A 22,377-nucleotide genomic window follows, 5' to 3' on the forward strand; every position below is an offset into this window, starting at 1 on the left:
ACTGGACAAAACGGCGCGTTGACATGCGCCCGGACTTTTCCGAAAAGGGGCGCAGAGAGATGCTGATGTGGTTTTTGAGGGGTTTTCGGATAAGTTCCGCCGGCGGGCAGCGCATGCGCTCTGCCTTTGCCATGCCGCTCCTCACTCTTGCCATCGGCCTGCCGGCCATGGTCGTGGCTTCGCCGGCGCGTGCCGATTTCCGCGTCTGCAACGCCACGCAGAACCTGGTTGGTGTCGGCATCGGCTATCGCGCCAAGGCCGGCTGGATCACCGAAGGCTGGTGGCACATCGAGGGATCGAGCTGCAAGACGCTGATCGAAGGGCCGCTGTCATCACGGTTTTACTATCTTTATGCAGAAGACGCCGAACGCGGTGGACGCTGGGACGGCCCGATCAACATGTGCGTGGCTGAAAAAGAGTTCAAGATCGCAGGCGTAACCGACTGCGTCGCCCGGGGCTTTCAGCGCGCCGGATTCCAGGAATATGACACGGGCGAACAGGCAAGCTGGATGGTCCAGCTGACCGATGAGTCCACAACGGGAGGCGCTCCAGCCACCCCGGGAACAAACAGTCAATGAGACGTAGCCGCAAGGTCAAGATCCTAGCCACCATCGGTCCTGCCTCCTCCTCGGAGGAGATGCTGAAGAAACTGTTCGAAGCGGGCGCCGATGTGTTCCGCATCAATATGAGCCATACCGACCATGAACTGATGCGCACGCTGGTCGGACGCATCCGCGCTGTCGAGGAAGCCGTTGGCAGGCCGATCGGCATCCTCGCCGATCTGCAAGGGCCAAAGCTGCGCGTCGGCAAGTTCGCCAACGGCAAGGAAGTGCTGACGCAAGGCCAGACCTTCACGCTCGACGACAATCCCGAGCCCGGCACCTCGACCAGGGTCTATCTGCCGCATCCGGAAATCCTGAGCTCGGTCGAAGCCGGCCATCGCCTGCTGATCGACGATGGCAAGCTCGAGCTGAAGGCGGTGAAGAGCGACGGCAAGTCGATCGTCTGCACCGTCGTCGCCGGCACCACGATTTCCGACAAGAAAGGCGTCAGCCTGCCTGACACCGACCTTCCGGTCGGCGCGTTGACCGAGAAGGACCGCAAGGACCTCGATGCCGTGCTGGCCACAGGCGTCGACTGGGTGGCGCTGTCCTTCGTGCAGCGGCCGGAAGATCTGGCCGAAGCGCGCAAGATCGCACGCGGCCGGGCGCTGATCATGGCCAAGATCGAGAAGCCGCAGGCTGTCGCCCGGCTGGCCGAAATCATCGAACTGTCCGACGCGCTGATGGTCGCCCGCGGCGATCTCGGCGTCGAGATGCCGCTCGAGGCGGTGCCCGGTATCCAGAAGCAGATCACGCGCGCCGCACGCCGCGCCGGCAAGCCGGTGGTGGTTGCAACGCAGATGCTGGAATCGATGATCACGGCACCGGTGCCGACCCGCGCCGAGGTGTCCGATGTTTCGATCGCCGTCTTCGAAGGCGCCGATGCCATCATGCTGTCGGCGGAATCGGCGGCGGGTGCCTATCCCGTCGAGGCCGTGGCAATGATGAACCGTATCGCCACCAAGGTCGAGACCGATCCGACCTATGCCGGCATCATCAACGCCCAGCGCTCCGAGCCGGAAGCGACCGGCGCCGACGCCATTTCGCTGGCCGCGCGCGAGATCGCCGAAACGCTGAAGCTGTCGGCGATCATCACCTACACCGCATCAGGCACCACGGGCCTGCGCGCCGCCCGCGAGCGGCCGCAAGTGCCTGTTATCGCGCTGTCGCCGATCCTCAACACGGCGCGGCGGCTGTCGCTTTTGTGGGGCACGCATTGCGTTGTCTCGCCCGACGCCGTCGACCTCGACGACATGGTCAACCGCGCCTGCCGCATCGCCTTCGACGAAGGCTTCGGCAAGCCAGGCGACCGCGTCATCATCACCGCGGGCGTACCGCTGCGGACGCCGGGTTCGACCAACATGCTGCGCATCGCCTATATCGGGTCGGACACACAAGTCAGCCGCTAGATTCCTAAAGCGTGTCGCTTCTGAACGGTTCGGGCGACCGGCTTTAGGTCGGCGCGAGTTCGGCCTGCGGTACCTTGATATCGGCGCATCTGCCGGCGCCGTAGGCGTCGCCGGCGATGCGCGCCTCCACGGTCCTGGCCATCGCCTGCAGGTCTATATTCTTGCCGGCGACCTTCTCGATGGCGCCGACGGTCAGGTCGGGCGCGATCCAGTCTGGCTTGTGACCGAGATTGTGCACCCAGACGAGTTCGGCACCGGCAATGTCGCGCGCCAGACCGACCGAATGGATATGTGCATAGACCACCTTGTCGCGATCGCCTGAAATGACCACGGTTGGCGCCTTGATCTCGTTGTGGCGCGGTGCGGCGTCGAGGGCATAGCGATAGAGCCCGGCGACATCGGTGGCGTTGGCGCGAAAGGCTTTTGGTCGCAGCACCAGCGGGATAGAGGCCATTCCGAGATAATTGTCCGGCACCTTGTTGGGCGAGAAAACGCAGGTGGTGGCGTCGGCCATCTGCAGTGTACCGGCCGGATAGGTCAGCGTTTCGGAAAAGAGCCAGCCGAGCACGGGAATGGTGGTCAGATCGTAGTACCAGGCGGTTGCGCCGCCCGGCCATGGATGGGTCGCCGGTGCGAGGAAGACCAGTCCAAGTGTCTTGTCTGGATGCTCGCGGCCAAAGGCCGATGTCACCACGCCGCCGAAGGAATGGCCGACGATGACAGCCTTCCTGATGCCGAGATGGTCCATCAGTGCGGCAATGGTGTTGGCCTGCGCCGACGGGTTCTCGTTGTTGGTGCCGCGACCCGACCAGCCATGGCCTGGCCGGTCGAAGAACAGCATTTCGGCGCGGCCTTCGAGCAAGGGACGCAGCGGCATCATCTGGTCCCTGAGATTGGCGCTGGCGCCGTGGATGAAGACGATCGGCGGCAGCTCGGCGTTGGCGGGTGCCGGAACATGGACATAGTGGATGCGGGCGCGATCGATGTCGGCGAACTCGCCGAGCGGCGGATCGCGGCGCTCGATCAGCCATGAGCCGACGCGGGTGACGCCGACAAAGCCGAAGACAAGCGCCATCAGGAAGGCAAGGGCGGCGTAGATCAGGTTCATGGGGAAGATACGGAAGTGGAGGGGGTAAGTTGTAGGGGAGTAGGGGAGTAGGGTATGTGTTCCGCAGGTGCGATCTGCCCCTACTGTCTTACTGCCCTATTCCCTTACTCCCCTAGAGCAATCAAATGCCTTCACCGGCAAGTTCCTCCGAAATCGTGCCGACCTGGTCCTGGGCGCTGCGCATCATCGGATAGATGGCCAGCACCTTTTGCCAGGCCTCGAGCGCCGATTGCTTGTGGCCGGTCAACGCCATGATCTGCGCCAGGCCGGACAGCGCACCGAAATGGCGCGGCTCGAGCTGCAGCGTATGCTCGATGTCGGACATCGACTTGCCGTAGTTCTTCATCATGAAATGGACGGTGGCGCGCCGGTTCCAGCCCTCGGCATAAGTAGGCTGCAAAGTCACCACCTGGTCGAGGAAATCGAGCGCGACGTCGAACTTCTGGCCCTCGACGGCTTTTTGCGACCATTGCATCATCAGGTCGATCGAGGCGCTGCCGGATTGCGACCACTCGCTCCAGATGTTGCCGGCGATGCGCTCAGCCGCCTTTTCGTTGCGTTCGCGTTTCAAGTCGCTGAACAGCTGATCGAGGCGGGCTTGTTTCGTCGTTGCGGCGGGCGGCGCATCCTGAGTGGACGGCGGCGCGACAGCACCATCCGCCCATGCCGGGCCATAAATGACGCCGGAAACAAGCAGAGATGTCAAAAATGCAAAAGGAATCCGCATCGCCGGACTCTAGTCCCGGGCGAGAGAACGTCAAACTGAATTTGGCGTGAAAAGGCCGGCAGACGGCGACAAGCATCAAATGGGCGGAGGCGACAGCCTCCTGCCCGAAAACTCAGCCCTGACGTGCCTTGTAGCGCGGGGCGGTCTTGTTGATGATGTAGATGCGGCCCTTGCGGCGAACCAGCTGGTTGTCGCGGTGACGCGCCTTCAGCGCCTTGAGCGAATTCTTGATCTTCATGGTCTTGCCTGTCGGTGTGGACCCGGTTGGGTCGAAATTTTAAGGCGCGCCAGAAGACGCGCCTTTGAACTGTGGGTGGCTCATAAACGAGGAGCCTTGTCCCTGTCAACCGCAAGCGTGCTCCATAGCGGCTGTGAATCATCCCTGTCATCAATTATCCGCCATGTCTGCCTTGCGGCATTGCGCGGCCCTGGACCGGCTGGGATGATGCGGTCGCCGTGAAATGATTTGGAGACGACTATGCGCCGGATGTTCCTGGCCGCCTGCCTTGTCCTGCTGGCGGCAGCTTCGGTTGCGCGCGCGCAGGAATGCGACCGCAGCGACGACAGCCAGCAAATGATGAACATCTGTGCCGGCGAGGACTACCAGGCGGCCGACGCCAGGCTCAACACGGCCTATCAGAACCTCATCAGCTCGGACGATGCCAACGGCAAGAGATTGCTGCAGGTGGCGCAACGCGCCTGGATCACTTTTCGCGATGCCGAGTGCGCGCATTCCACCGCCGCCAGCGAAGGCGGATCGATCCATTCGATGGAAGTTTCGCAATGCCTGACCAGATTGACCAATGACCGCGTCAAGCAGCTCGCTGCCGCGGCCAATTGCGAGGAAGGCGATGGGAGTTGCGCCAATCCAGGGCAGGACGAGAGCGACGACGCGCAGTAGGCAACCTTATGAGGCGCGACGTCTGATCCGAGTGAAATGACCCATCTTGCGGCCGGGCCGCGCTTCGGCCTTGCCGTAGAGATGCAGCATCAGATCGGGCTCGGCGAGAAGCTCCGGGACGCGCAGCACATCGTCGCCGATCAGGTTTTCCATCACGCAGTCGGAATGGCGGTCCGGGCCGCCGAGCGGCAGGCCGGCGATGGCGCGGATATGCTGCTCGAACTGCGAAACGACACAGGCGGCTTCCGTCCAATGGCCGGAATTGTGCACGCGCGGCGCGATCTCGTTGGCCAGCAGCGAGCCATCGGCCAGCACGAAGAACTCGACGCCGATGACACCGACATAGTCGAGCGCCGCAAGGATCTTCGATGCGGCCGTTCGGGCTGCTTGCGCCGTCTCCGGCATAATGGCGGCCGGCAAGGTCGATGTGTGGAGAATGCCGTTGCGATGGATATTCTCGGCTGGATCGTAGGCGACAACCGCACCGTCCAGCCCACGCGCCGCGATCACCGATATCTCGCACTCGAACGGCACGAAGGACTCCAGAATCAGCGGCACATTGCCCATCGCCTCGCATGTGCCGGCAAAACCGCCGGCTTCCATGTTGCGGAAGACGCGCTGGCCCTTGCCGTCATATCCCATGCGCCGGGTCTTCAGGATGCCGCTGCCGTCGGATGCTTTCAGCGCCGCCGCCAGCTCGTCATCATTGTCGACGGCGTGGAAATCGGCGGTGGCAATGCCGATGCCGTTGAGGAATGTTTTTTCGTCCACCCGGTCCTGCGCCACTTCCAGCGCACGCGCCGGCGGATAGACCGGAACCTTGGCCGCCAGCGCGCTGGCCGCCGCGACCGGGACGTTCTCGAACTCGTAGGTGATGACGGAACTCGACGCTGCCAGGTCGGCAAGGGCGGCCGGGTCGTCATAGGCGGCTGTTATCTGCCGGTTGGCGACCTGTGCGGCCGGGCAATCCGCTTGCGGCTCCAGCACCACGGTGCGGTAGCCGAGACGGGCGGCAGCAACAGCCAGCATGCGGCCGAGCTGGCCGCCGCCAATGATGCCGATGGTCGATCCGGCGGGCAGGCTCACGGCGTATCCGTCGGTTCAGCCGCGACCTTGGCAGTCTGCGCGGCGCGCCAGGCATCCAGACGGACGGCAAGGCTGTCATCGTTCAGGGCCAGCACGGCGGCGGCCAAAAGGGCTGCGTTGGTGGCGCCGGCCTTGCCGATGGCCAGCGTTCCAACGGGAATGCCGGCTGGCATCTGGACGATGGACAGCAGCGAATCCTGCCCGGAAAGCGCTTTCGATTCCACCGGCACGCCGAACACCGGCAATGGCGTCATCGCCGCCGTCATGCCGGGCAGGTGTGCTGCACCGCCGGCGCCGGCGATGATCACCTGGTAACCGGCCGCCTTGGCGCCCTTGGCGAAATCATAGAGCCGGTCCGGTGTGCGGTGCGCGGAGATGATGAGCCGCTTGTGCGGGATGCCAAGTGCTTCCAGCGTTTCGGCGGCATGGCGCATCGTCGCCCAGTCGGACTGGCTGCCCATGATGATGGCGACGTCGGCGCGTTGATCGTCCAAGTTCGTGTTCCCCGGCGACAAAGGCGCGCCTTAGCGGAATTCGCGCGAGGCCGCAAGGATAGGCGGCCGCTGCTGCGGTCTGGCAAGACGGAAACCAGCCGGTCAGATGCCGTCGCGCTCGGCCTCTGGCGTCGAGACCAGCAAGGCCGAAGCCGCGTTGGCGGCGGTGATGGCCGCCCGCATGGTCTGCCCACGGGCAAGTCCCGCGGCCAGCGCGCCAACGAATTCATCGCCGGCGCCATGCGTGCTGGCGACCTTGACCGGGATGGCGGACAGCGCAAAGGCCTCGCCGCTCCGACCGCAACAGGCGACGCCCTCGCCGCCCGCCGTGACGATTGCCATCGGATAGAGATCGGCCAATAGCCGTGCGGCTTGCGCGGCCCCGTCGAGTGTCTCGACCACTGCTGTGCCAGCCAGGAATTCCGCCTCGATCGCGTTGACCACCAATATGTCGACCAGGGCGATCAACGCCTCGGAGAGTTTGCGCGCGGGGGCCGCGTTGAGCACGACGCGACCGCCCCGTGCCTTGACTGCGCGTGCGGCGGCAATGTTGGCGGCTTCCGGCACTTCGTTCTGCAGCAGGAGCACCGCCGTCTGTCCCACCACATCGGAAGCAGAGGCACTGTCGGCATGGCCCAGTGTCAGATTGCTGCCCGAGACGATCACCGCGCCATAGTCGCCGCCTTGGTCGAAGATCGCCACGCTCATGCCGGAGCCGGCGCCAGCGGCCACCCGCACGAAGCGGCGGTCGACCTTGGCGCGATCGAGATTGGCCAGCAACGCCCGCCCGAAATCATCGTCGCCGACGGCGCCGATCATCGCCGCATACACACCGGCCCGCGCCGCCGAGACGGCCTGGTTGCCGCCCTTGCCACCGCATTTGGGGTGCCAGGCATGGCCGGTCACCGTCTCGCCCTTGCGCGGGCGGTCGGGGGCGTCGACCATAATGTCGTAATGCAGGCTGCCGAACACGGTCACCAGCGGCGTTGTCGTCATGAGCCCCGGTCTTTTCGTTTCGATGTCACCGCCGACATGGTGCGGCCGAGATTGCGCTCCGCCGCCTGATAGTCGCGCTGCGCCACCGCGACGAACAACGCGTCGAGAATGTTGAGCTGGGCAATGCGGGCCGCTGCGTTCTCGCCCATCAGCGGCGAGCCCTGCGCGGTCGAGCACAGAACGATATCGGCGACGGCGGCCAGGGGCGAGTTGTCGTAATTGGTGACGGCCAGCGTGCGGGCACCGTTCTTGCGGGCCAACTGGATGGCGTCGATAACGGCCGACGTGTTGCCCGAATGCGAGAAGCCGACGGCGATGTCGTCGCCGCCGAGCAGCGAGGCCGACATCAGCATCATGTGCGAATCGTCGTAGACGGATGCGCGGATGCCGATGCGCAGGAATTTGTGCGAAACGTCGCGCGCGATCTGCGCCGAGCCGCCGACGCCATAGAAATCCCGGTTCTTGGCACGGAAGAGCAGCTCGGCGGCGCGGTCGAAATCCTCGATGTCGAGGATCGCCAGCGTCTCCTCCAGCGCCTGGATGGAGGTGCGGAACACTTTTTGCACGATCTCGGCCGAACTGTCGTCGGATGACAGTTCCTGGTGCATCTCGGCGGTCGGCAGGCGACTGTACTCATAGACGGCGGTGCGGAAGTCGCGATAGCCGGAAAAGCCGAGCTTCTTGGCGATCTTGACCACCATCGCCTCGGACACGCCGGATTCCTCGGCGATCTGCTTCAGCGGAATGCTCTCGTCGAAGCCGCGCCGGCCGAAGACGGTTTCCACCACCTTCGCCTCCAGCGGAGTGAGATGCGGCATCATCATGCGGATGCGCGGTCCTACCGCTTTCAGGTCCAGCCCGCTCAAGGTCATCCACGCCCCCTCGTCACGCGATCGATAAGCATCGCGGCGAGGATTATAAGACCAGTTGCCAGAAGCTGATAGAAGGACTGGACGTTCATCAGCGTCAAACCGTTGCGCATGGCGCCGAGGATGACGGCGCCCAGGATGGTGCCGACGACGCTGCCCTTGCCGCCCATCAGCGAGGCGCCGCCGATGGCGGCAGCCGCGATGGCGTCGAGCTCCCAGAGATTGCCGAGGATGGGTTCGGCGGCGCCCAACCGGCCGATCAGGATCTGCGCGGCAAGCGCCGCCAGCAGGCCTGAGATCATGTAGGCGGCGATCTTGGTGCGGGCAATCGGCACGCCGGCGATGTAGGCCGCCTCCTCGTTGCCGCCGACGGCGAGCAGATATTCGCCGAAGGGCGTCTTCTTCAAAACGACCCAGGCGACGACAGCCACGCAGGCGACGATGACGACCGCCAGAGGCAGTCCGAACAGCGAACCGTTGAAGACGGCGCGAAAGCCTGGGGGCAGGCCGAGGACCGGATTGCCGCCGGTGTAGATCAGCGCCAGTGCCCGATAGGTGCTGAGCGTTCCCAACGTGACGATGAAGGGCTGCAGCCCAACATGGGCGACGAGCACGCCGTTGACGAGGCCGCAGGCAAGACCAATGGCGAAGCCGGCGGCGATGGCCAGCGGAAACGGCACGCCGGCGACCATCATAGAGGCCGAGATGACGGCCGAGAGTGCTGCCGTCGGCCCGACCGACAGGTCGATGCCGCCGGAGATGATGACCAGCGTCATGCCCAGCGCCAGACAGGCATTGATGCTCGACTGCTGCAGGATGTTGATCAGGTTGCGCTCGGCGAAAAAGCCGGGCACCAGCGCGCCGAACACGGCCAGGATCACGACAAGCCCGATCAGCGTGCCGGCGTCGCGCATGGAAACACCGCGCAGGAATTCGGCCTGGGACCGCACCAGAGTGGCATCCGACATATCCGTCACCTACTGCCTTGCCGGCTGTGCGGCCGGCGTTTGCGTTTGCGGGATGGCGTGCGCCGCGATCGCCTGTTCTGAGAGATTTGCCCTATCGAGTTCGGCGGCGATGGTGCCGTCGCGCATGACCAACACGCGGTCGGCAAGCCGGATCACCTCGGGCAGTTCGGAGGAGACGACGACCACCGCATGGCCCTCGGCGGCGAGTTCCTCGATCAGATGATAGATCTCCGCCTTGGCGCCGACATCGATGCCGCGCGTCGGCTCGTCGAACAAGAGGATGCGTGTTCCCGCCGCCAGCCAGCGGCCGATGATCGCCTTCTGCTGGTTGCCGCCGCTGAACAGGCGGATCGGCCGGTCGAGCAGGAATGGGCGCAGATTGACGCGGCTCATCTTCTCGGCCGCCACCTGTTTCAACCTGGCGTGATCGATGAGGCCGCGCGGCGCGAACACGGCCATCGAGGCCAGCGCCATATTGCTGGTGATCGGGCGCAGCGGCACGATGCCTTCGCGTTTGCGCTCCTCCGGCACCAGTCCGACGCCGGCGGCAATCGCGTCACGCGGGCTGAAGAACCGTGCCGCCTTGCCGTCGATTGCAATCGTCCCGGCCGTGGCGCGATCGGCGCCGGCCAAGAGCCGCAGCAGTTCAGTGCGGCCGGAACCGACCAGGCCGGCAATGCCCAGCACCTCGCCGCGATGCAGATCGAACGACACGTTGCGCACCTTCGTCGCCGAGGAGAGGCCACGCGCGCTCAGCATGACCTTGTTCGTGGCATGGGAATTATGCTGCTCCTGCGCCAGTTCGCGGCCGACCATCATCGCCACGACCGCTTTCTCCGACAGGTCGTTCAGATCGACGGAATCGACGACGACGCCATCGCGCATGATGGTGGCGCGCCGGCAGATGCCGAACACCTCGTCCAGCTTGTGCGAGACATAGACGACGGCGACGCCGTCGCGGGCGAGGCCGGTGATGACTTGCGCCAGCCGTTCGAATTCGCTCGGCGTCAGGCTCGATGTCGGCTCGTCCATGGCAACGATGCGGGCGCGATCGAGCAGCGCGCGGGCGATCTCGACAATCTGCCGCTGCGCCACCTTCAGGGTACCGAGGGGTGCAGCCGGATCGATGGAGGGATCGATGGCCGCAAGAGCCTCCGCAGCACGGCGCTCCTGTTCGCGCCGAGCGACGAAGATGGCGCCGCGCGTCAGCGGATGGCCTAGGAACATGTTCTGGGCGACGCTAAGGCGTGGTACCTGCTGCAATTCCTGATGGATCATGGCGACGCCCGCAGCGCGTGCGGCGACCGGGTTGGCGAGTGTAACCGGCTTGCCGTCGATGAGGACGCTTCCCGCTGTCGGCGTGTGGACGCCAGACAGGATGCGCAGCAGCGTCGACTTGCCGGCGCCATTTTCCCCGAGCAGGCCGTGGATTTCACCGGCACCTACCGAGAACGACACGCCGTCAAGCGCCCGCACGGCCGGAAACAGCTTGGAAATGCCCTGGAATTGCAGCCGGGGTGACATTGGGTTCTATCTCCGGGCAACGGTGCCGGCGGGAGCGAATTGCTCTGGCCGGCACTCGCCGATTGGCCTTACTGGCCCGCAGCCGCGTCCTCGAGCAGTGCCTTGCGCGCGCCGGCGCCGGAATAGCGGTCGGCATTGTCCTTGGTGATCAGTGCCTGGGGCGTGGCGACGACGCGGGGCAGCTTCTGTCCCGCGACGAGACGCAGAGCAGTTTCCAACGCCACTTCGCCGGTCAGCACCGGGAAACTGTCGACCGTGCCGGTCAGTTCGCCGGCCCGTATGGAGGCATAGGCGTCGGAAATGCCGTCGGTGCCGAAGACCGCAACCTTGTCCTGCAGGCCGGCGGCCTTGACTGCCTCGACGATGCCGAGCGCCATGCCGTCATTGTTGGCATAAAAGCCGATCAGGTCGGGGTGCTGCTGCAGGATGTTGGTGGCCGCATCATAGGAGGTCTGGCGGTCCCAGTTGCCGGGAACGCTGGCGACGACCTCGAACTTGCCTGCCTCGGTGATGGTCGACTTGAAGCCGTCGGTGCGCTGCACGGCGGCATAGACGCCAGCCTGGCCTTCGACGATGGCGACCTTGCCGCCATCCGGACGGTTCTTGATGAACCATTTGGCGACGCGCACGCCATTGTCGCGCTGGACATTGCCGACATAATGTTCGGCCTGCGGGATGACGGCGTCATTGACGTTGACCACCGGCACGTTGGCGGCCTTGGCTTGCTCCATGATCGGCTGCAGATTGGCATCCGTTTGCGGCGAGACGAGCAGCACGTTGTAGCCCTGGGTCACCAGGCCTTCGGCAATGGTGAGCTGGCCGAGCTGGTCGCCCTCGCTTTGCGCTGCCTGATAGACGACGGGAACGCCGACCTTGGCGCCGAATGCCGTGTAGCCCTCGCCCAGCGAGCGCCAGTATTCATTGGTCAGCGTCTTGGAGACGGCGCCTGCCTTGGTGCCTTCGGGCAGCTTGGGGAACGCGCCGAATTTGGCCTCGACCTGCGACCAGTCGATGCGGTCCTTTTCCGTGTCGGAATTGAGCGGCGCGAGGTCGGCCGAAAAGGCAGAGCCGATCGACAGCGCCATCAGTGCGGCGGTAGCAGTGGCAAGCAGAAGTTTCATTGTATTCCTCCCTTGTTGAAAACGATAATGGTGCGGATGCCTCAGCTATCCGGCCCGAGCATGATTTCCTGGATGATGGCCTGCGACGTCACCGCATCCTGGCTGTCCATGGCGGCGGACAGGCGATTGTCCTGCTCCAGCCGGTCGACGACGCGCAGCATGCGCTTGACGGTGGCGATGTTGACTTCGCACTCGCGCACCGGATCGAGCCCGGTCATGTCGGGGAACGTGTCGAAATAGATGGCGCCGGCGTAACCGTCGCGGCGAATCTGCCTGAGCAGCTCGATGGTCTGCAGCGTGTGCACCGCGCCGACCATCAGGCCGTCGTCGCGCTTGGCGTAGCCGTCGTTCAGATGCACGCCGAGCAGCTTGCTGTGGCGCGCCACCAGGGCCGCGGCAAAGGCCGGCTGTTCGTCAGCATAGAGCACATGGGCGAAATCGAGGGTGACGCCCAGATTGGGCAGGCCGACATCGCGGATCGCCAGCAAGGTCGTCGCCGCATCCGGCATCAGGCTGTAGGAGCGTGGTTCGTTCGGTTTGTACTCAAGGCTGATCTGACAGTCGGGATCATGCGCGGCTACTTCACGAATCCCCTCGATTTCGTGTTGCCAAAGCGTCACATAGTCGGCCTGGAAGGCGTAGTCGAAGCCATCCTGGCCGAGCCACAGCGTCATCAGGCTGGCGCCGGCCTCACGCACGGCATCGATGCCGGCTTTGGTCAGGTCGATGGCCTCGCGGCGCACCGCCGGATCCGGATTGGTGAAGGCGCCGAGCTTGAAGGCGGGGTTGGAGTAGTAGCGCATGGCAAAGCCATTGAGAGAAAGCCCGAGATCGCTCAGTTTGAGGGCGATTTCCGCAGGCTTTTCAGTGACATGGTCGGGAAAGTTGAGGTCGAGATCGGTAAGCCCGCCGACCTTGGCGGCGCGCGCCGCCATCTGCAGCAGCGACGGCTTGCCGGTAAGATCAGGCCATTCGGCCTGCGGCCGCGAGGCAAAGGAATTTAGGCGCGTGGCGAAACGAGTGGCTGTCATGGTCGATCCTTCAATCGTCATGACTTCACATAAATACAAATATTTGTAAAGTTATTGTTTTGAGGGGCGGGCGGTGATCTGTGTCGACGGCCGGGGCTGAGCCGCGCGAAGGCGCAGGTTTCCCAGCGGCGTCGCCGGACAATCCGTCAGAACGGTGGGATCACTGACCGAGAGCGTGCGACGAAGCCGTCGAGTTCGAGGTGCTCCATGTGCGAGATCGCCCGGCAGGACGCGCCGTCGCGGCTAGTGCACCGGCGAAAAAGAGCCCAACGATTGACCGGCCAAAGGCACCGTCACACGACCGCGCAGGGAGATGCAGATCGCCGCTGCCTGGCGCTCGATCAGCGTCAGCACTTCACATCGTTCAAGCAATGATGTCGGGAATGATCTTGTCTTCCAGCGCCATCAGCCGGTCCTTGAGGAACAGCTTCTTCTTCTTCATGCGCTGGATCTGCAGCGGATCGCAGGCCATGGCGATCATCGCGTTGATGGCTGCATCGAAATCGGCGTGTTCCTGCTTCAGGCGGGAAAATTCGAGGCGAATATCGGCCTGTTCCTGATCGGACATTCTCTACCGTCTGCACGTCTGCGGCGCCCAAAGCTGGGCCTGATTGGGCGGGGCCGGGTGTTTTGTCACCGGCGTGCAGCCCATATCACATTTCACAGTGTCGTGGAATGCTACCACGGATCATTCGACATCGCCCGCGGAAGGTGACACACTGTCACCGTGCCGTCACAGAAGCGAACCTGCGGTGGACGCGCCGTGACGGTTGCAATCGAGGAAAACCATGAAAGGGAGAACCAATCATGTCTCTTGCATCCCATCTTGATGAGTTGCAGCGGAAACACGGCGACATCGAACGTGAAATCGATGACGCGATGAATCATCCATCGGTCGACGACCTCGAAATCGTGAATCTTAAGCGACGCAAGCTGGCACTCAAGGACGAGATTGAAAAACTAAGAGGAAAACCGACCACGCATTGATGCCCTCCTGACATAGCCGCCCGGTATCCGCGGCCTCTTTTCCCGGCGGCTCCCCGCCGCCGGCGTGGAGGGGTTTGATTTCCCAGCACCGGTCTGTCAGCCGAAGCTGGACTTGCACCGGCTTAATATCCGCTTCGGCCGTCGCCCGTTTCGCCAGATCCTCGATTGTTTTTGGTCGTTGGCGGCGTGCCGATTCCGGCCAGTGGCGACCTGTCGCCATTGACAAGCCATCTTTGCTCCTCCACCTCATGCCCGGACCTCAGCGCATCGGCCCGGGGCGTCGTTGTGCGCCCATGCAGGACACAAGATGCTCCAGAGACAAAAGGCTGCCGGCATGACCGGATATTTTTCCTCTCCTTTCCCCCGCCGCACCTCGGTCGGCGTCGATGTGGGCGGCGTGGTCGTCGGCGGCGGCGCGCCCGTTGTCGTCCAATCGATGACCAACACCGACACGGCCGATATCGACCAGACCGTCGCGCAGGTCGCAGCACTGCACCGGGCCGGCTCCGAGATCGTGCGCATCACCGTCGATCGCGACGAGAGTGCCGCCGCCGTACCGCGCATTCATGAGCGGCTTCAGCGGCTTGGCATCAACGTGCCGCTGGTCGGCGACTTCCACTATATCGGCCACAAGCTCTTGGCCGATCACCCGGCCTGCGCCGAGGCGCTGGCCAAATATCGGATCAACCCCGGCAATGTCGGCTTCAAGGACAAGAAGGACCGGCAGTTCGCCGACATCGTCGAGATGGCGATCAGGCATGACAAGCCGGTGCGCATCGGTGTCAACTGGGGCTCGCTCGACCAGGAGCTTTTGACCCGGCTGATGGACGACAACCAGGACAAGGGTTTTCCGCTGACGGCGCAAGAGGTGATGCGCGAGGCGATCGTGCAGTCGGCCATTCTCTCGGCCGAGATGGCGGAAGAGATCGGCCTTGGCCGCGAGAAAATCATCCTGTCGGCCAAGGTCAGCGGCGTGCAGGACCTGATTGCCGTCTATGCCGAGCTCGCCACCCGCTCCAACCATGCGCTGCATCTCGGCCTGACCGAAGCCGGCATGGGCTCGAAAGGCATCGTCGCTTCGTCGGCCGCCATGGGCATCCTGCTGCAGCAAGGCATCGGCGACACCATCCGCATCTCGCTGACGCCGGAGCCGAATGGCGACCGCACGCGCGAGGTGCAGGTTTCGCAGGAATTGCTGCAGACGATGGGGTTCAGGCAGTTCGTGCCGATCGTCGCCGCGTGTCCCGGCTGCGGCCGCACGACCTCGACCGTGTTCCAGGAGCTCGCTCAGAACATCCAGGCAGATCTCAGGAAGAACATGCCGGTGTGGCGCGACAAATATCCCGGCGTCGAGAACCTCAAGGTCGCGGTGATGGGTTGCATCGTCAACGGCCCGGGCGAGTCCAAGCATGCCGATATCGGCATTTCGCTGCCCGGCACCGGCGAGACGCCGACGGCGCCTGTCTTCGTCGACGGCAAGAAGGCGGCGACGCTGCGCGGACCGTCGATCGCGGCGGATTTCGAGAAAATGGTCGCCGACTATATCGAACAGCGGTTCGGTCGCGGCGGCAAGGCCGCGGCAGAGTAGGTCAAATGCAGCGTTTCCTGTGGGCGACGCTGGTCCTGCTGTGTGGGCTAGTCTGGTCGACACTGGCTCAGGCCGATCCGCCGCAATCCGCCAAGCAACGGCTTATCGACAAGGTCTGCAACCTGATCCAGGCGCATGCCGACCAGAATGGTTTGCCCAGGGATTTCTTCGCCCGGCTGATCTGGAAGGAGAGCCGTTTCGATCCCAACGCCGTCAGTCCCGTCGGCGCCGAAGGCATTGCCCAGTTCATGCCGGGAACCGCCAAGATGCGCGGGCTTGCCAATTCCTTCGACATCAATCAGGCGATCCCGGCTTCGGCGAAATATCTCGCCGAAATGAAAACCGGCTACGGCAATCTCGGCCTGGCGGCCGCCGCCTACAATGCCGGCGAGAGCCGGGTGTCGCGCTGGCTCAGTTCCGGCGGTTTCCTGCCGATGGAAACCGAAAGCTATGTCTTCGACATCATGGGCGAACCAGCCGACAAGTTCACCGACCGAGCCTATGCCGGAAGGGTCGAACCGCTCGACGCTAAGGCGGATTTTGCCGTCGCTTGCCGAAAACTGCCGGTGATCATGTCGCGGACCGTGGCGATGGCCTCGATCAACGTAAAGCCGTGGGGCATCCAGGTGGCCGGCAATTTCCGCCGCAGTGCCGCGATCAACCAGTGGCTCAGGGTAAGGAGCCGGTTCCCGGCCCTGCTCAATGGGCACGATCCAGTGGTCAGCCGGGTGCGCACGCCGATCGGCCGGCGGGGTATCTATGCGGTCAGGATCGGTGTCGACCACCGCGCCGATGCAAACGTCATCTGCCAGAAATTGCAAAGCATCGGTGGGGCATGCGTGGTGGTGCGCAACCGGTAATTTGACCCCTGCCGGCAGGGTATTTTGTCTGAGAGAGGCATTTAAAAAGCGACAGCCGTGGCGTCGCATCCAGCAAGGATTTCAGCTATGGCGGCGGCCATGTTACCAGGAGCGACAGCCCCTGCCTTTGACAAGCCGCGTGGGCACAACATGTTCGATGGATACATTATCTGCGGTACGCCGAGGACGGGGAGCACTTTGCTGTGCAAGCTTCTGGCGTCCACGAAGACGGCCGGTGATCCGCACTCATTCTATCGGCGCCAGGACGTGGTGGAGTGGGCCGAAGAGTGGAAGTTGCCCGATCGCGCCGCGATGAGCGAGCTCGAATTCGATGCCGCGTATCTCGATGCCGCGATCGCCGCCGGCAAGGGTGGGACCGGCCTCTTCGGCCTCCGCTTGATGCGCGAAAATCTGGATGAGCTTTCGGCGATCCTCGACCGGATTTTCCCAAAACTGCCATCCGACAGAGCACGGTTCGAAAGAGCATTCGGCAATGTTCTCTACATACACCTCTCGCGGGAAGACAAGCTTGCGCAGGCTGTCTCCCTGATCAAGGCAGAGCAGACCGGTCTTTGGCATATCGCTCCCGACGGCACCGAGATCGAAAGGGTCGCACCGCCGAAAGAGCCCCAATATGATTTCGAGCGGATCAGGCGTGAGGTCGAGGTACTCGAGACCTATGATGCGGCATGGAACATCTGGTTCGCTGAGCAAGGCATAACTCCGCTTCGGGTTGGCTACGAGCGCCTTTCGAGCAATCCGGCGGCGACATTGCTAGGCATCTGCGAAGTCTTGGGCGTTCAAGCGCCGAATGCCGATGACGTGAGGCCCGGCGTTGCAAAGCTCTCCGACGACACGAGCCTCGACTGGATGCGCCGCTATCGCCTCGACGCAGCCGCCTGATGCATTGATGGGCTGCAGCTGGAAATTTGGAGTATGGGCAGCGACTATGACCGACCCTATCTACAGCGATCCCGACTTCGTCCAGTTCTATGATATCGAGAATCAAAGCGGCCGTGCCGATTTTGATTACTGTATCGGTCTTGCCGTAAATCGCGGCTCGGTCCTCGATCTCGGCTGTGGCACTGGCCAACTGGCTGCCGAACTTGCCGAGGGGCATAATGTCACTGGCGTTGATCCGGCATCGGCGATGCTCGACGTGGCGCGGCGCAGGGCCGGCGGCGACAGGGTCGACTGGGTCGAGGCCGACGCGCGAACTGTTCGGCTCGGGCGGCGTTTCGACCTGGTCCTGCTCACCGGGCATGCGTTCCAGGTTTTCCTGACAGGCGAGGATCAGATGGCGGTGCTGGGCACCATCGCCGAGCATCTCGCTCCCGGCGGGCTCTTCATTTTCGACACACGAAATCCCGCCGAGGAGGAATGGCTGGAATGGACACCGCAGCGCTCCGAACGGGCAGTTACGCATCCCGGCCTCGGCACGGTCAAAGCCTGGTATGATGCCGAACACGATGCCGCTACCGGCATCGTCACCTACTCGACCTTCTATGACATTCCGGGCGGTAGACCTGTTCTGGGCGCCGAATCCAAGATCGCGTTCCCCAAGAAGGAAGATCTTGCGGGGATGCTGGACGAGACTGGCCTGTTGGTCGAGCAGTGGCTGGGTGACTGGCAGGGCACACCTTATGGTGTGACCTCGCCGGAAATCATCCCGATCGGCCGGTTGCGCTGATCCGGCCTGACCAATAGGGCCGGCTTTTACGCCGTCTTGGCCACCACGGTCTCGCTGAGCCAGGTGCCGATCTTGGTGCCCAGTCGGTCGGGCGAAACGGGCTTCGGCAGATAGTCGTCCATGCCGGCTTCGATGCACTTGTCGCGATCGCCCTTCAGCGCATGCGCGGTGACGCCGATGATCGGAATGTGGGTGCCCGTCGAGGTCTCCATGGCCCGGATCGCGCGGGTCGCTTCGTAGCCATTCATCTCCGGCATCGAGACGTCCATCAGGATCAGCTTGGGGCGCAGCGCCCGGTACATCTCGACCGCCGTGCGGCCGTTGCCGGCGATGCGGTAGCTCAAGCCCAAGCCATTGAGGATCTGGCCGAAGACCAGCTGGTTCACGTCGTTGTCCTCGGCAATCAGGATGTCGATCGGTCCGTTCGGCGTGGTTGTCGATTCCGGTGCTGCCGCGACTGGCAGCGCCGGGCCGCGGATGACGGTAAAGGCGGGCGGCGCTGCCGGGGGAGCCTGGACGATCGGTTCGCGGACAAACTGCGCCTTGCCGACCTGCGAACGGGCCTTCTGCACGACCGAGATAACGGTGCCGAGCAGGACCGCGGAGCGCGCCGGCTTCGTCAAATGCGCGGCAATGCCGAAGTCGATGATCATCTTGCCGAAATCGACCTGGTCGACCGAGGTCAGCAACACCACCGGGATGGAGGACAGCCGGCTGTCGGAAGCAATGGCCCTGGCAACGTCGGCGCCGTTCATGCCGGGCATCTGGTAGTCGAGGATGATGCAGTCGACGGCGGCGCCCAACTGAAAGGCGCGGTCGAGGAAGGCCAGGCCGACGGCGCCGCTTTCGGCGGCGGCACAGTCGAAGCTCCAGCTTCTGAGCTGCTCGAGCAGGATTTCGCGGTTGACCGGATTGTCATCGATGACCAGCACGCGCGCGCCGGTGACGTCGACCGGCACGATCTCGTCGCGCGCCGCGGCCTGATGCGCGGGCAGCGGCACCGCGAACCAGAACACCGAGCCGCGGCCGATCTCGCTCTCGACGCCGATCTTGCCTGCCATCAGGTCGACGAGGCGTGCTGCGATGGCCAAGCCCAGCCCCGTGCCCTCGTGACGGCGGGTGGACGAGCCGTCGACCTGCGCGAATTTTTCGAACACGTTCTGCAGTTTCTCGGCCGGTATGCCGATGCCGGTGTCCTCGACGCGGATCTTGAGCTGGACCACGTCGTTGACGATCTCGCCGCCGACATCGATCAGCACGTGACCCTTCTCGGTGAACTTCACTGCGTTGCCGAGCAGGTTGGTGATGATCTGCCGGAACCGGCCGGCGTCGCCGACGACATGGGCCGGCAGGCGCGGATCGACGCGCACGATCAGTTCGAGGTTCTTTTCGGCGACGCGAGCAGAGACCAGCGTCGCCACGTCCTCGACCGCCTCGGAAAGGCGGAAGGGAGCAGGGTCGAGGGTGAGCTGGCCAGCATTGATCTTGGAGAAATCGAGGATGTCATTGATGATGGTGAGCAGCGCGTTGCCGGACTTCACGATAACGTCGGTGAAGGTCTTTTGGCGTGGGGTCAGATCGGTCTTGGCCAGCAGTTCGGCCATACCGAGCACACCGTTCATCGGCGTGCGGATCTCGTGGCTCATATTGGCCAGGAATTCCGATTTGGCGCGGTCGGCGGCCTCGGCCTTGAACAGGGATTCGGCGGATTCGGCAAAGGCGCGGCGGATCGCCACTTCCATCGGGCGGAAGATCCAGAAGGCGACGATGGCAAGGGCCGCGAACAGAATGCCGCTGGCCCACAACAACAGCCTGTCGCTGGAGGCATCGGCCAGATGGCGCTCATCATCCATGGCGGTGCGGACGTGAACCAGCATGGGTTGGGCGAACAGGTCATTCTGGTTGCGGATTTCGCGATAGCTCCACTCGTCGACCTTCTGCGCCACCGACATCAGGTTGAAATTGCGCACCATGTCGCGCGGCGACCAGAACAGATCGCCGTTAACTGAAGCGGATTGGAGTTCGTCGACGGTCTTGATCGACAGCCGCGGCTTGATCGCCGCAAGCTGGGCGGTCAGCGTCTCGATCTCGCCGGTCAGGCGCTCCGAATGGCCGCGCGCCGATGTGGTCAGGGCCTCGCGTGTCTCCGCCCGCCAGGCGGTGCCGGTCGTCTCGGCAAAGCTGGTCGCGTTGCGCAGGTCTCGGGTGAAGATGACGAGATTGCTGCTCAGCGCATCGATGTCGCGGCGAAAGGAATTGACGCGATCAAGCGCAATCACGATGCCGGCGGAAGCCAGCGCGAAGATCAGCAACCCTGAAATATAGCGGATCCGGACCGACCGGATGAAGGACGAATATTCAGGCATGCGCAACCCCAACACATACGCACCATTTTAATGGCCGGGATTACGCTTCATTTACATTAAAATTTCGTTCGTTCGGGCAGGCGAGCCGTGCGAGCCGCCGGATGGACAGCGCGCCTAGGCCGCGTCCACGACGAGGGCGCGGATGCGGCCACTCACCGGGCCTTCCCCGAACCGTTTCCCAAGGGCATTCGCCACGTATCGCGTCACCTCCTCCAGCGAGCCACCGCGCGCCTCGATCTCGGCCCGCAGGGGCGTGCCCTGGCAATAGGCCGTGGCCGCCTCATATGGCGAGGAAGCGGCGCTGACGGCATCCAGCGGCTCTATGGTAATGTTACGGAAGCCGGCGGCATGCAGGTCGGCGCGGATGACGTCCGCATCGTGATAGCCATGCGGTGTCCTTGCCATGAAGCGAGGCGGATCGGCCGGGAAAAAATGGCCGAGCGCCCGCGTCACCTCATCGGCAAACTCGTTCTCTTCGATGGCACCCCAGACGTTGAACAGGAAGTGTCCGCCCAGCCGCATCACGCGCCGAACTTGCCCGTAGGCGCCCACCCGATCGGGGAAGAACATCGCGCCAAACTGGCAGGCCACGGCGTCGAACTGTGCGTCCTCGAAGGGCAGCGCCTGAGCATCGGCCTGCTGCCAGGTGATGCGAGGATCGTCCACCATCCGCGTGCGTGCGTGGTCGAGCATGGGCTGGTTGAGGTCGGTGACCACGATGCGCGCTTGCGCCGGCAGCTTTGCTGCGAGCGCACGTGTCACCACACCGGTGCCCGCCGCCACTTCGAGCACCGATTGCGGCCCGAGCTTCGACACCCGCTCCGCCAGATCCCGCGCATATGGCTCGAAGATCAGCGGCACCATCGCCCGGTCGTAGATCTCGGGAATGGAACCGCTGAACAGCTTGTCGGTGGTCGACATGGCATCCTCCAACTCTTATCCGCACCGCGTGCTTGCCGTGCGGATGTCAATCCTCTGCCTCGGCAGGCTTCCGCTCAAGTTCTATTTCAGAACCGGCCGGCGGGACGTGCGTGCAATCAGCTCGATGTTCCGGCTGGCACCAACCTTAGCTGTTACGCGCCGCCACGAATGTCGCCGCTTCTTTCAGCAACTGGGCATCGTCACCATAGGGCTCAAGCAGCGCATGCGCCTGTTGGACGAGGCCGTGAAGCTGGCCACGTGCCCAATTCGCACCATGCAAGGCCACCAGCGTCGCCTTGCCGGCGGCGGCGTCCTTGCCGGTCGCCTTGCCCATCTGGCTGGCGTCGGCGGTCAAATCGAGCAGGTCGTCGGCAAGCTGGAAGGCAAGACCGATCGCCGAGCCGAATTCGGCCAGCCGCTCGCGGTCATCGGCCGGGGCGCCGGCGATGAGGGCGCCTGCCTCGCAGGCGAAACGGATCAGCGCGCCGGTCTTCATCGCCTGCAGCCGGATGATGCCGGCCTCGTCCGGCGGCGTCTGTTCGGCTTCGAGATCGAGCTTCTGGCCGCCGACCATGCCGCCTGCTCCGGCGGCGCGGGCAAGCGCCAGCACCAGGGCTGCCCGCCGCTCCGCCGGCAGCGCAGTCGACTCGCCGGCAATGATGTCGAAGGCCAGCGTCAGCAGGGCGTCGCCGGCCAGGATCGCGGTTGCCTCGTCGAAGGCCTTGTGCACGGTCGGCTGGCCGCGACGCAGGTCGTCGTCGTCCATGGCGGGCAGATCGTCGTGGATCAGCGAATAGCAATGCACGCATTCAAGTGCGGCGGCGACACGCAGTGCCGCCTCGCCGTCGGCGGAAAAAAGGGCGGCACTTTCCATGACCAGGAAGGGCCGCAGGCGCTTGCCGCCGTTCAGCACGCCATGGCGCATCGCCGCCATCAGCCGGTCCGGCCGGGCGATCTCGCCCGAAAGCGCGCGGTCGTCGAGCAGTCGCCGCAGCAGCACCTCGACGGCGGCTGCCCGCCTGATCAGCGCCATTTCGAACGCCATTTGGTCGTCATTCGTCATGGCCGGGACCGGTAGCCGACACTCAGACGTTGCGCAAGAAGGCAAGCGCCATTATGCCGGAGCAGT

23 protein-coding genes are annotated in these 22,377 nt (G+C 63.9%); 8 read left to right on the forward strand and 15 right to left on the reverse strand.

The window, feature by feature from the left end:
- Nucleotides 1–113 precede the first annotated feature (113 nt).
- Both AC0NIL_RS06845 and pyk read left to right on the forward strand, forming a co-directional pair.
- Nucleotides 114–578: a DUF1036 domain-containing protein gene (locus AC0NIL_RS06845; RefSeq protein WP_473573017.1), complete on the forward strand. Its 465-nt coding sequence runs from the start codon at nt 114–116 to the stop codon at nt 576–578.
- The gene (gene pyk, locus AC0NIL_RS06850; protein ID WP_013529204.1) at nt 575–2,011 is read left to right on the forward strand and encodes a pyruvate kinase; all 1,437 of its coding nucleotides are present in this window, start codon (nt 575–577) and stop codon (nt 2,009–2,011) included. Before AC0NIL_RS06845 ends, pyk begins: the two co-directional genes overlap by 4 nt.
- A gap of 43 nt (nt 2,012–2,054) precedes the next feature.
- On the opposite strand, the gene AC0NIL_RS06855 is transcribed toward pyk, so the two are convergent.
- The 3 genes from AC0NIL_RS06855 to ykgO all read right to left on the reverse strand — a co-directional run bounded on the left by AC0NIL_RS06855 (nt 2,055) and on the right by ykgO (nt 4,084).
- Nucleotides 2,055–3,119 carry an alpha/beta fold hydrolase gene (locus AC0NIL_RS06855; RefSeq protein ID WP_275954366.1) on the reverse strand — a complete coding sequence of 355 codons (1,065 nt, stop codon included), beginning with the start codon at nt 3,117–3,119 and terminating at the stop codon, nt 2,055–2,057.
- A gap of 121 nt (nt 3,120–3,240) precedes the next feature.
- Nucleotides 3,241–3,846, reverse strand: a complete 606-nt coding sequence (locus tag AC0NIL_RS06860) for a tetratricopeptide repeat protein (RefSeq protein ID WP_473572972.1) — start codon at nt 3,844–3,846, stop codon at nt 3,241–3,243.
- A gap of 112 nt (nt 3,847–3,958) precedes the next feature.
- Entirely contained in the window at nt 3,959–4,084 is a 126-nt protein-coding gene (gene ykgO / locus AC0NIL_RS06865) for a type B 50S ribosomal protein L36 (protein WP_006203764.1), read from the reverse strand.
- Nucleotides 4,085–4,324: 240 nt separating this feature from the next.
- Here ykgO and AC0NIL_RS06870 point away from each other — a divergent pair, with 240 nt between their 5' ends.
- Nucleotides 4,325–4,747, forward strand: a complete 423-nt coding sequence (locus AC0NIL_RS06870; RefSeq protein WP_024502960.1) for a lysozyme inhibitor LprI family protein — start codon at nt 4,325–4,327, stop codon at nt 4,745–4,747.
- Nucleotides 4,748–4,753: 6 nt separating this feature from the next.
- Here AC0NIL_RS06870 and AC0NIL_RS06875 read toward each other — a convergent pair whose 3' ends face one another.
- The 9 genes from AC0NIL_RS06875 to AC0NIL_RS06915 form a co-directional block, all read right to left on the reverse strand.
- Nucleotides 4,754–5,833 carry a 5-(carboxyamino)imidazole ribonucleotide synthase gene (locus tag AC0NIL_RS06875; protein WP_024502961.1) on the reverse strand — a complete coding sequence of 360 codons (1,080 nt, stop codon included), beginning with the start codon at nt 5,831–5,833 and terminating at the stop codon, nt 4,754–4,756.
- On the reverse strand, nt 5,830–6,327 hold the full coding sequence (gene purE, locus AC0NIL_RS06880; protein ID WP_024502962.1) for a 5-(carboxyamino)imidazole ribonucleotide mutase: 498 nt from the start codon (nt 6,325–6,327) through the stop codon (nt 5,830–5,832). Before purE ends, AC0NIL_RS06875 begins: the two co-directional genes overlap by 4 nt.
- Nucleotides 6,328–6,429: 102 nt before the next feature.
- Entirely contained in the window at nt 6,430–7,323 is an 894-nt protein-coding gene (locus AC0NIL_RS06885) for a ribokinase (RefSeq protein WP_275954363.1), read from the reverse strand.
- Nucleotides 7,320–8,195, reverse strand: coding sequence for a MurR/RpiR family transcriptional regulator (locus AC0NIL_RS06890; protein ID WP_473572975.1), 876 nt, complete (start codon nt 8,193–8,195; stop codon nt 7,320–7,322). The genes AC0NIL_RS06885 and AC0NIL_RS06890 overlap by 4 nt, the downstream gene beginning before the upstream one ends.
- Nucleotides 8,192–9,160, reverse strand: a complete 969-nt coding sequence (locus AC0NIL_RS06895) for an ABC transporter permease (protein ID WP_032899090.1) — start codon at nt 9,158–9,160, stop codon at nt 8,192–8,194. The genes AC0NIL_RS06890 and AC0NIL_RS06895 overlap by 4 nt, the downstream gene beginning before the upstream one ends.
- A gap of 9 nt (nt 9,161–9,169) precedes the next feature.
- Nucleotides 9,170–10,684, reverse strand: coding sequence for a sugar ABC transporter ATP-binding protein (locus tag AC0NIL_RS06900; RefSeq protein ID WP_275954362.1), 1,515 nt, complete (start codon nt 10,682–10,684; stop codon nt 9,170–9,172).
- A gap of 68 nt (nt 10,685–10,752) precedes the next feature.
- Nucleotides 10,753–11,805, reverse strand: coding sequence for a sugar ABC transporter substrate-binding protein (locus tag AC0NIL_RS06905; protein ID WP_024502965.1), 1,053 nt, complete (start codon nt 11,803–11,805; stop codon nt 10,753–10,755).
- A 41-nt stretch (nt 11,806–11,846) separates the two neighbouring features.
- Nucleotides 11,847–12,836, reverse strand: coding sequence for a TIM barrel protein (locus AC0NIL_RS06910; RefSeq protein ID WP_473572978.1), 990 nt, complete (start codon nt 12,834–12,836; stop codon nt 11,847–11,849).
- A 364-nt stretch (nt 12,837–13,200) separates the two neighbouring features.
- A complete protein-coding gene (locus AC0NIL_RS06915; RefSeq protein ID WP_013529216.1) occupies nt 13,201–13,404 on the reverse strand; it encodes a YdcH family protein in 204 nt (67 codons plus the stop codon).
- A gap of 239 nt (nt 13,405–13,643) precedes the next feature.
- Between AC0NIL_RS06915 and AC0NIL_RS06920 the strand changes: the two genes are divergently transcribed.
- The 5 genes from AC0NIL_RS06920 (at nt 13,644) to AC0NIL_RS06940 (ending at nt 17,961) form a co-directional block, all read left to right on the forward strand.
- Nucleotides 13,644–13,823 (forward strand): YdcH family protein, encoded by a 180-nt coding sequence (locus AC0NIL_RS06920; RefSeq protein WP_013529217.1) that lies wholly within the window; start codon nt 13,644–13,646, stop codon nt 13,821–13,823.
- Between the two features lie 334 nt (nt 13,824–14,157).
- On the forward strand, nt 14,158–15,411 hold the full coding sequence (gene ispG / locus AC0NIL_RS06925) for a flavodoxin-dependent (E)-4-hydroxy-3-methylbut-2-enyl-diphosphate synthase (protein ID WP_024502967.1): 1,254 nt from the start codon (nt 14,158–14,160) through the stop codon (nt 15,409–15,411).
- 5 nt (nt 15,412–15,416) lie between these two features.
- Entirely contained in the window at nt 15,417–16,271 is an 855-nt protein-coding gene (locus AC0NIL_RS06930) for a lytic transglycosylase domain-containing protein (RefSeq protein WP_013529219.1), read from the forward strand.
- 87 nt (nt 16,272–16,358) lie between these two features.
- Nucleotides 16,359–17,174: a Stf0 family sulfotransferase gene (locus tag AC0NIL_RS06935; RefSeq protein ID WP_127368893.1), complete on the forward strand. Its 816-nt coding sequence runs from the start codon at nt 16,359–16,361 to the stop codon at nt 17,172–17,174.
- A 46-nt stretch (nt 17,175–17,220) separates the two neighbouring features.
- Nucleotides 17,221–17,961 carry a class I SAM-dependent methyltransferase gene (locus AC0NIL_RS06940; protein WP_063173214.1) on the forward strand — a complete coding sequence of 247 codons (741 nt, stop codon included), beginning with the start codon at nt 17,221–17,223 and terminating at the stop codon, nt 17,959–17,961.
- Between the two features lie 26 nt (nt 17,962–17,987).
- On the opposite strand, the gene AC0NIL_RS06945 is transcribed toward AC0NIL_RS06940, so the two are convergent.
- The 3 genes from AC0NIL_RS06945 to AC0NIL_RS06955 all read right to left on the reverse strand — a co-directional run bounded on the left by AC0NIL_RS06945 (nt 17,988) and on the right by AC0NIL_RS06955 (nt 22,311).
- A complete protein-coding gene (locus AC0NIL_RS06945; protein WP_275954361.1) occupies nt 17,988–20,327 on the reverse strand; it encodes a response regulator in 2,340 nt (779 codons plus the stop codon).
- A gap of 114 nt (nt 20,328–20,441) precedes the next feature.
- Nucleotides 20,442–21,248: a class I SAM-dependent methyltransferase gene (locus AC0NIL_RS06950; RefSeq protein WP_024502972.1), complete on the reverse strand. Its 807-nt coding sequence runs from the start codon at nt 21,246–21,248 to the stop codon at nt 20,442–20,444.
- 145 nt (nt 21,249–21,393) lie between these two features.
- Nucleotides 21,394–22,311 carry a polyprenyl synthetase family protein gene (locus tag AC0NIL_RS06955; protein WP_024502973.1) on the reverse strand — a complete coding sequence of 306 codons (918 nt, stop codon included), beginning with the start codon at nt 22,309–22,311 and terminating at the stop codon, nt 21,394–21,396.
- Nucleotides 22,312–22,377: the final 66 nt, after the last annotated feature.

This window comes from Mesorhizobium sp. WSM1343, assembly GCF_055901535.1.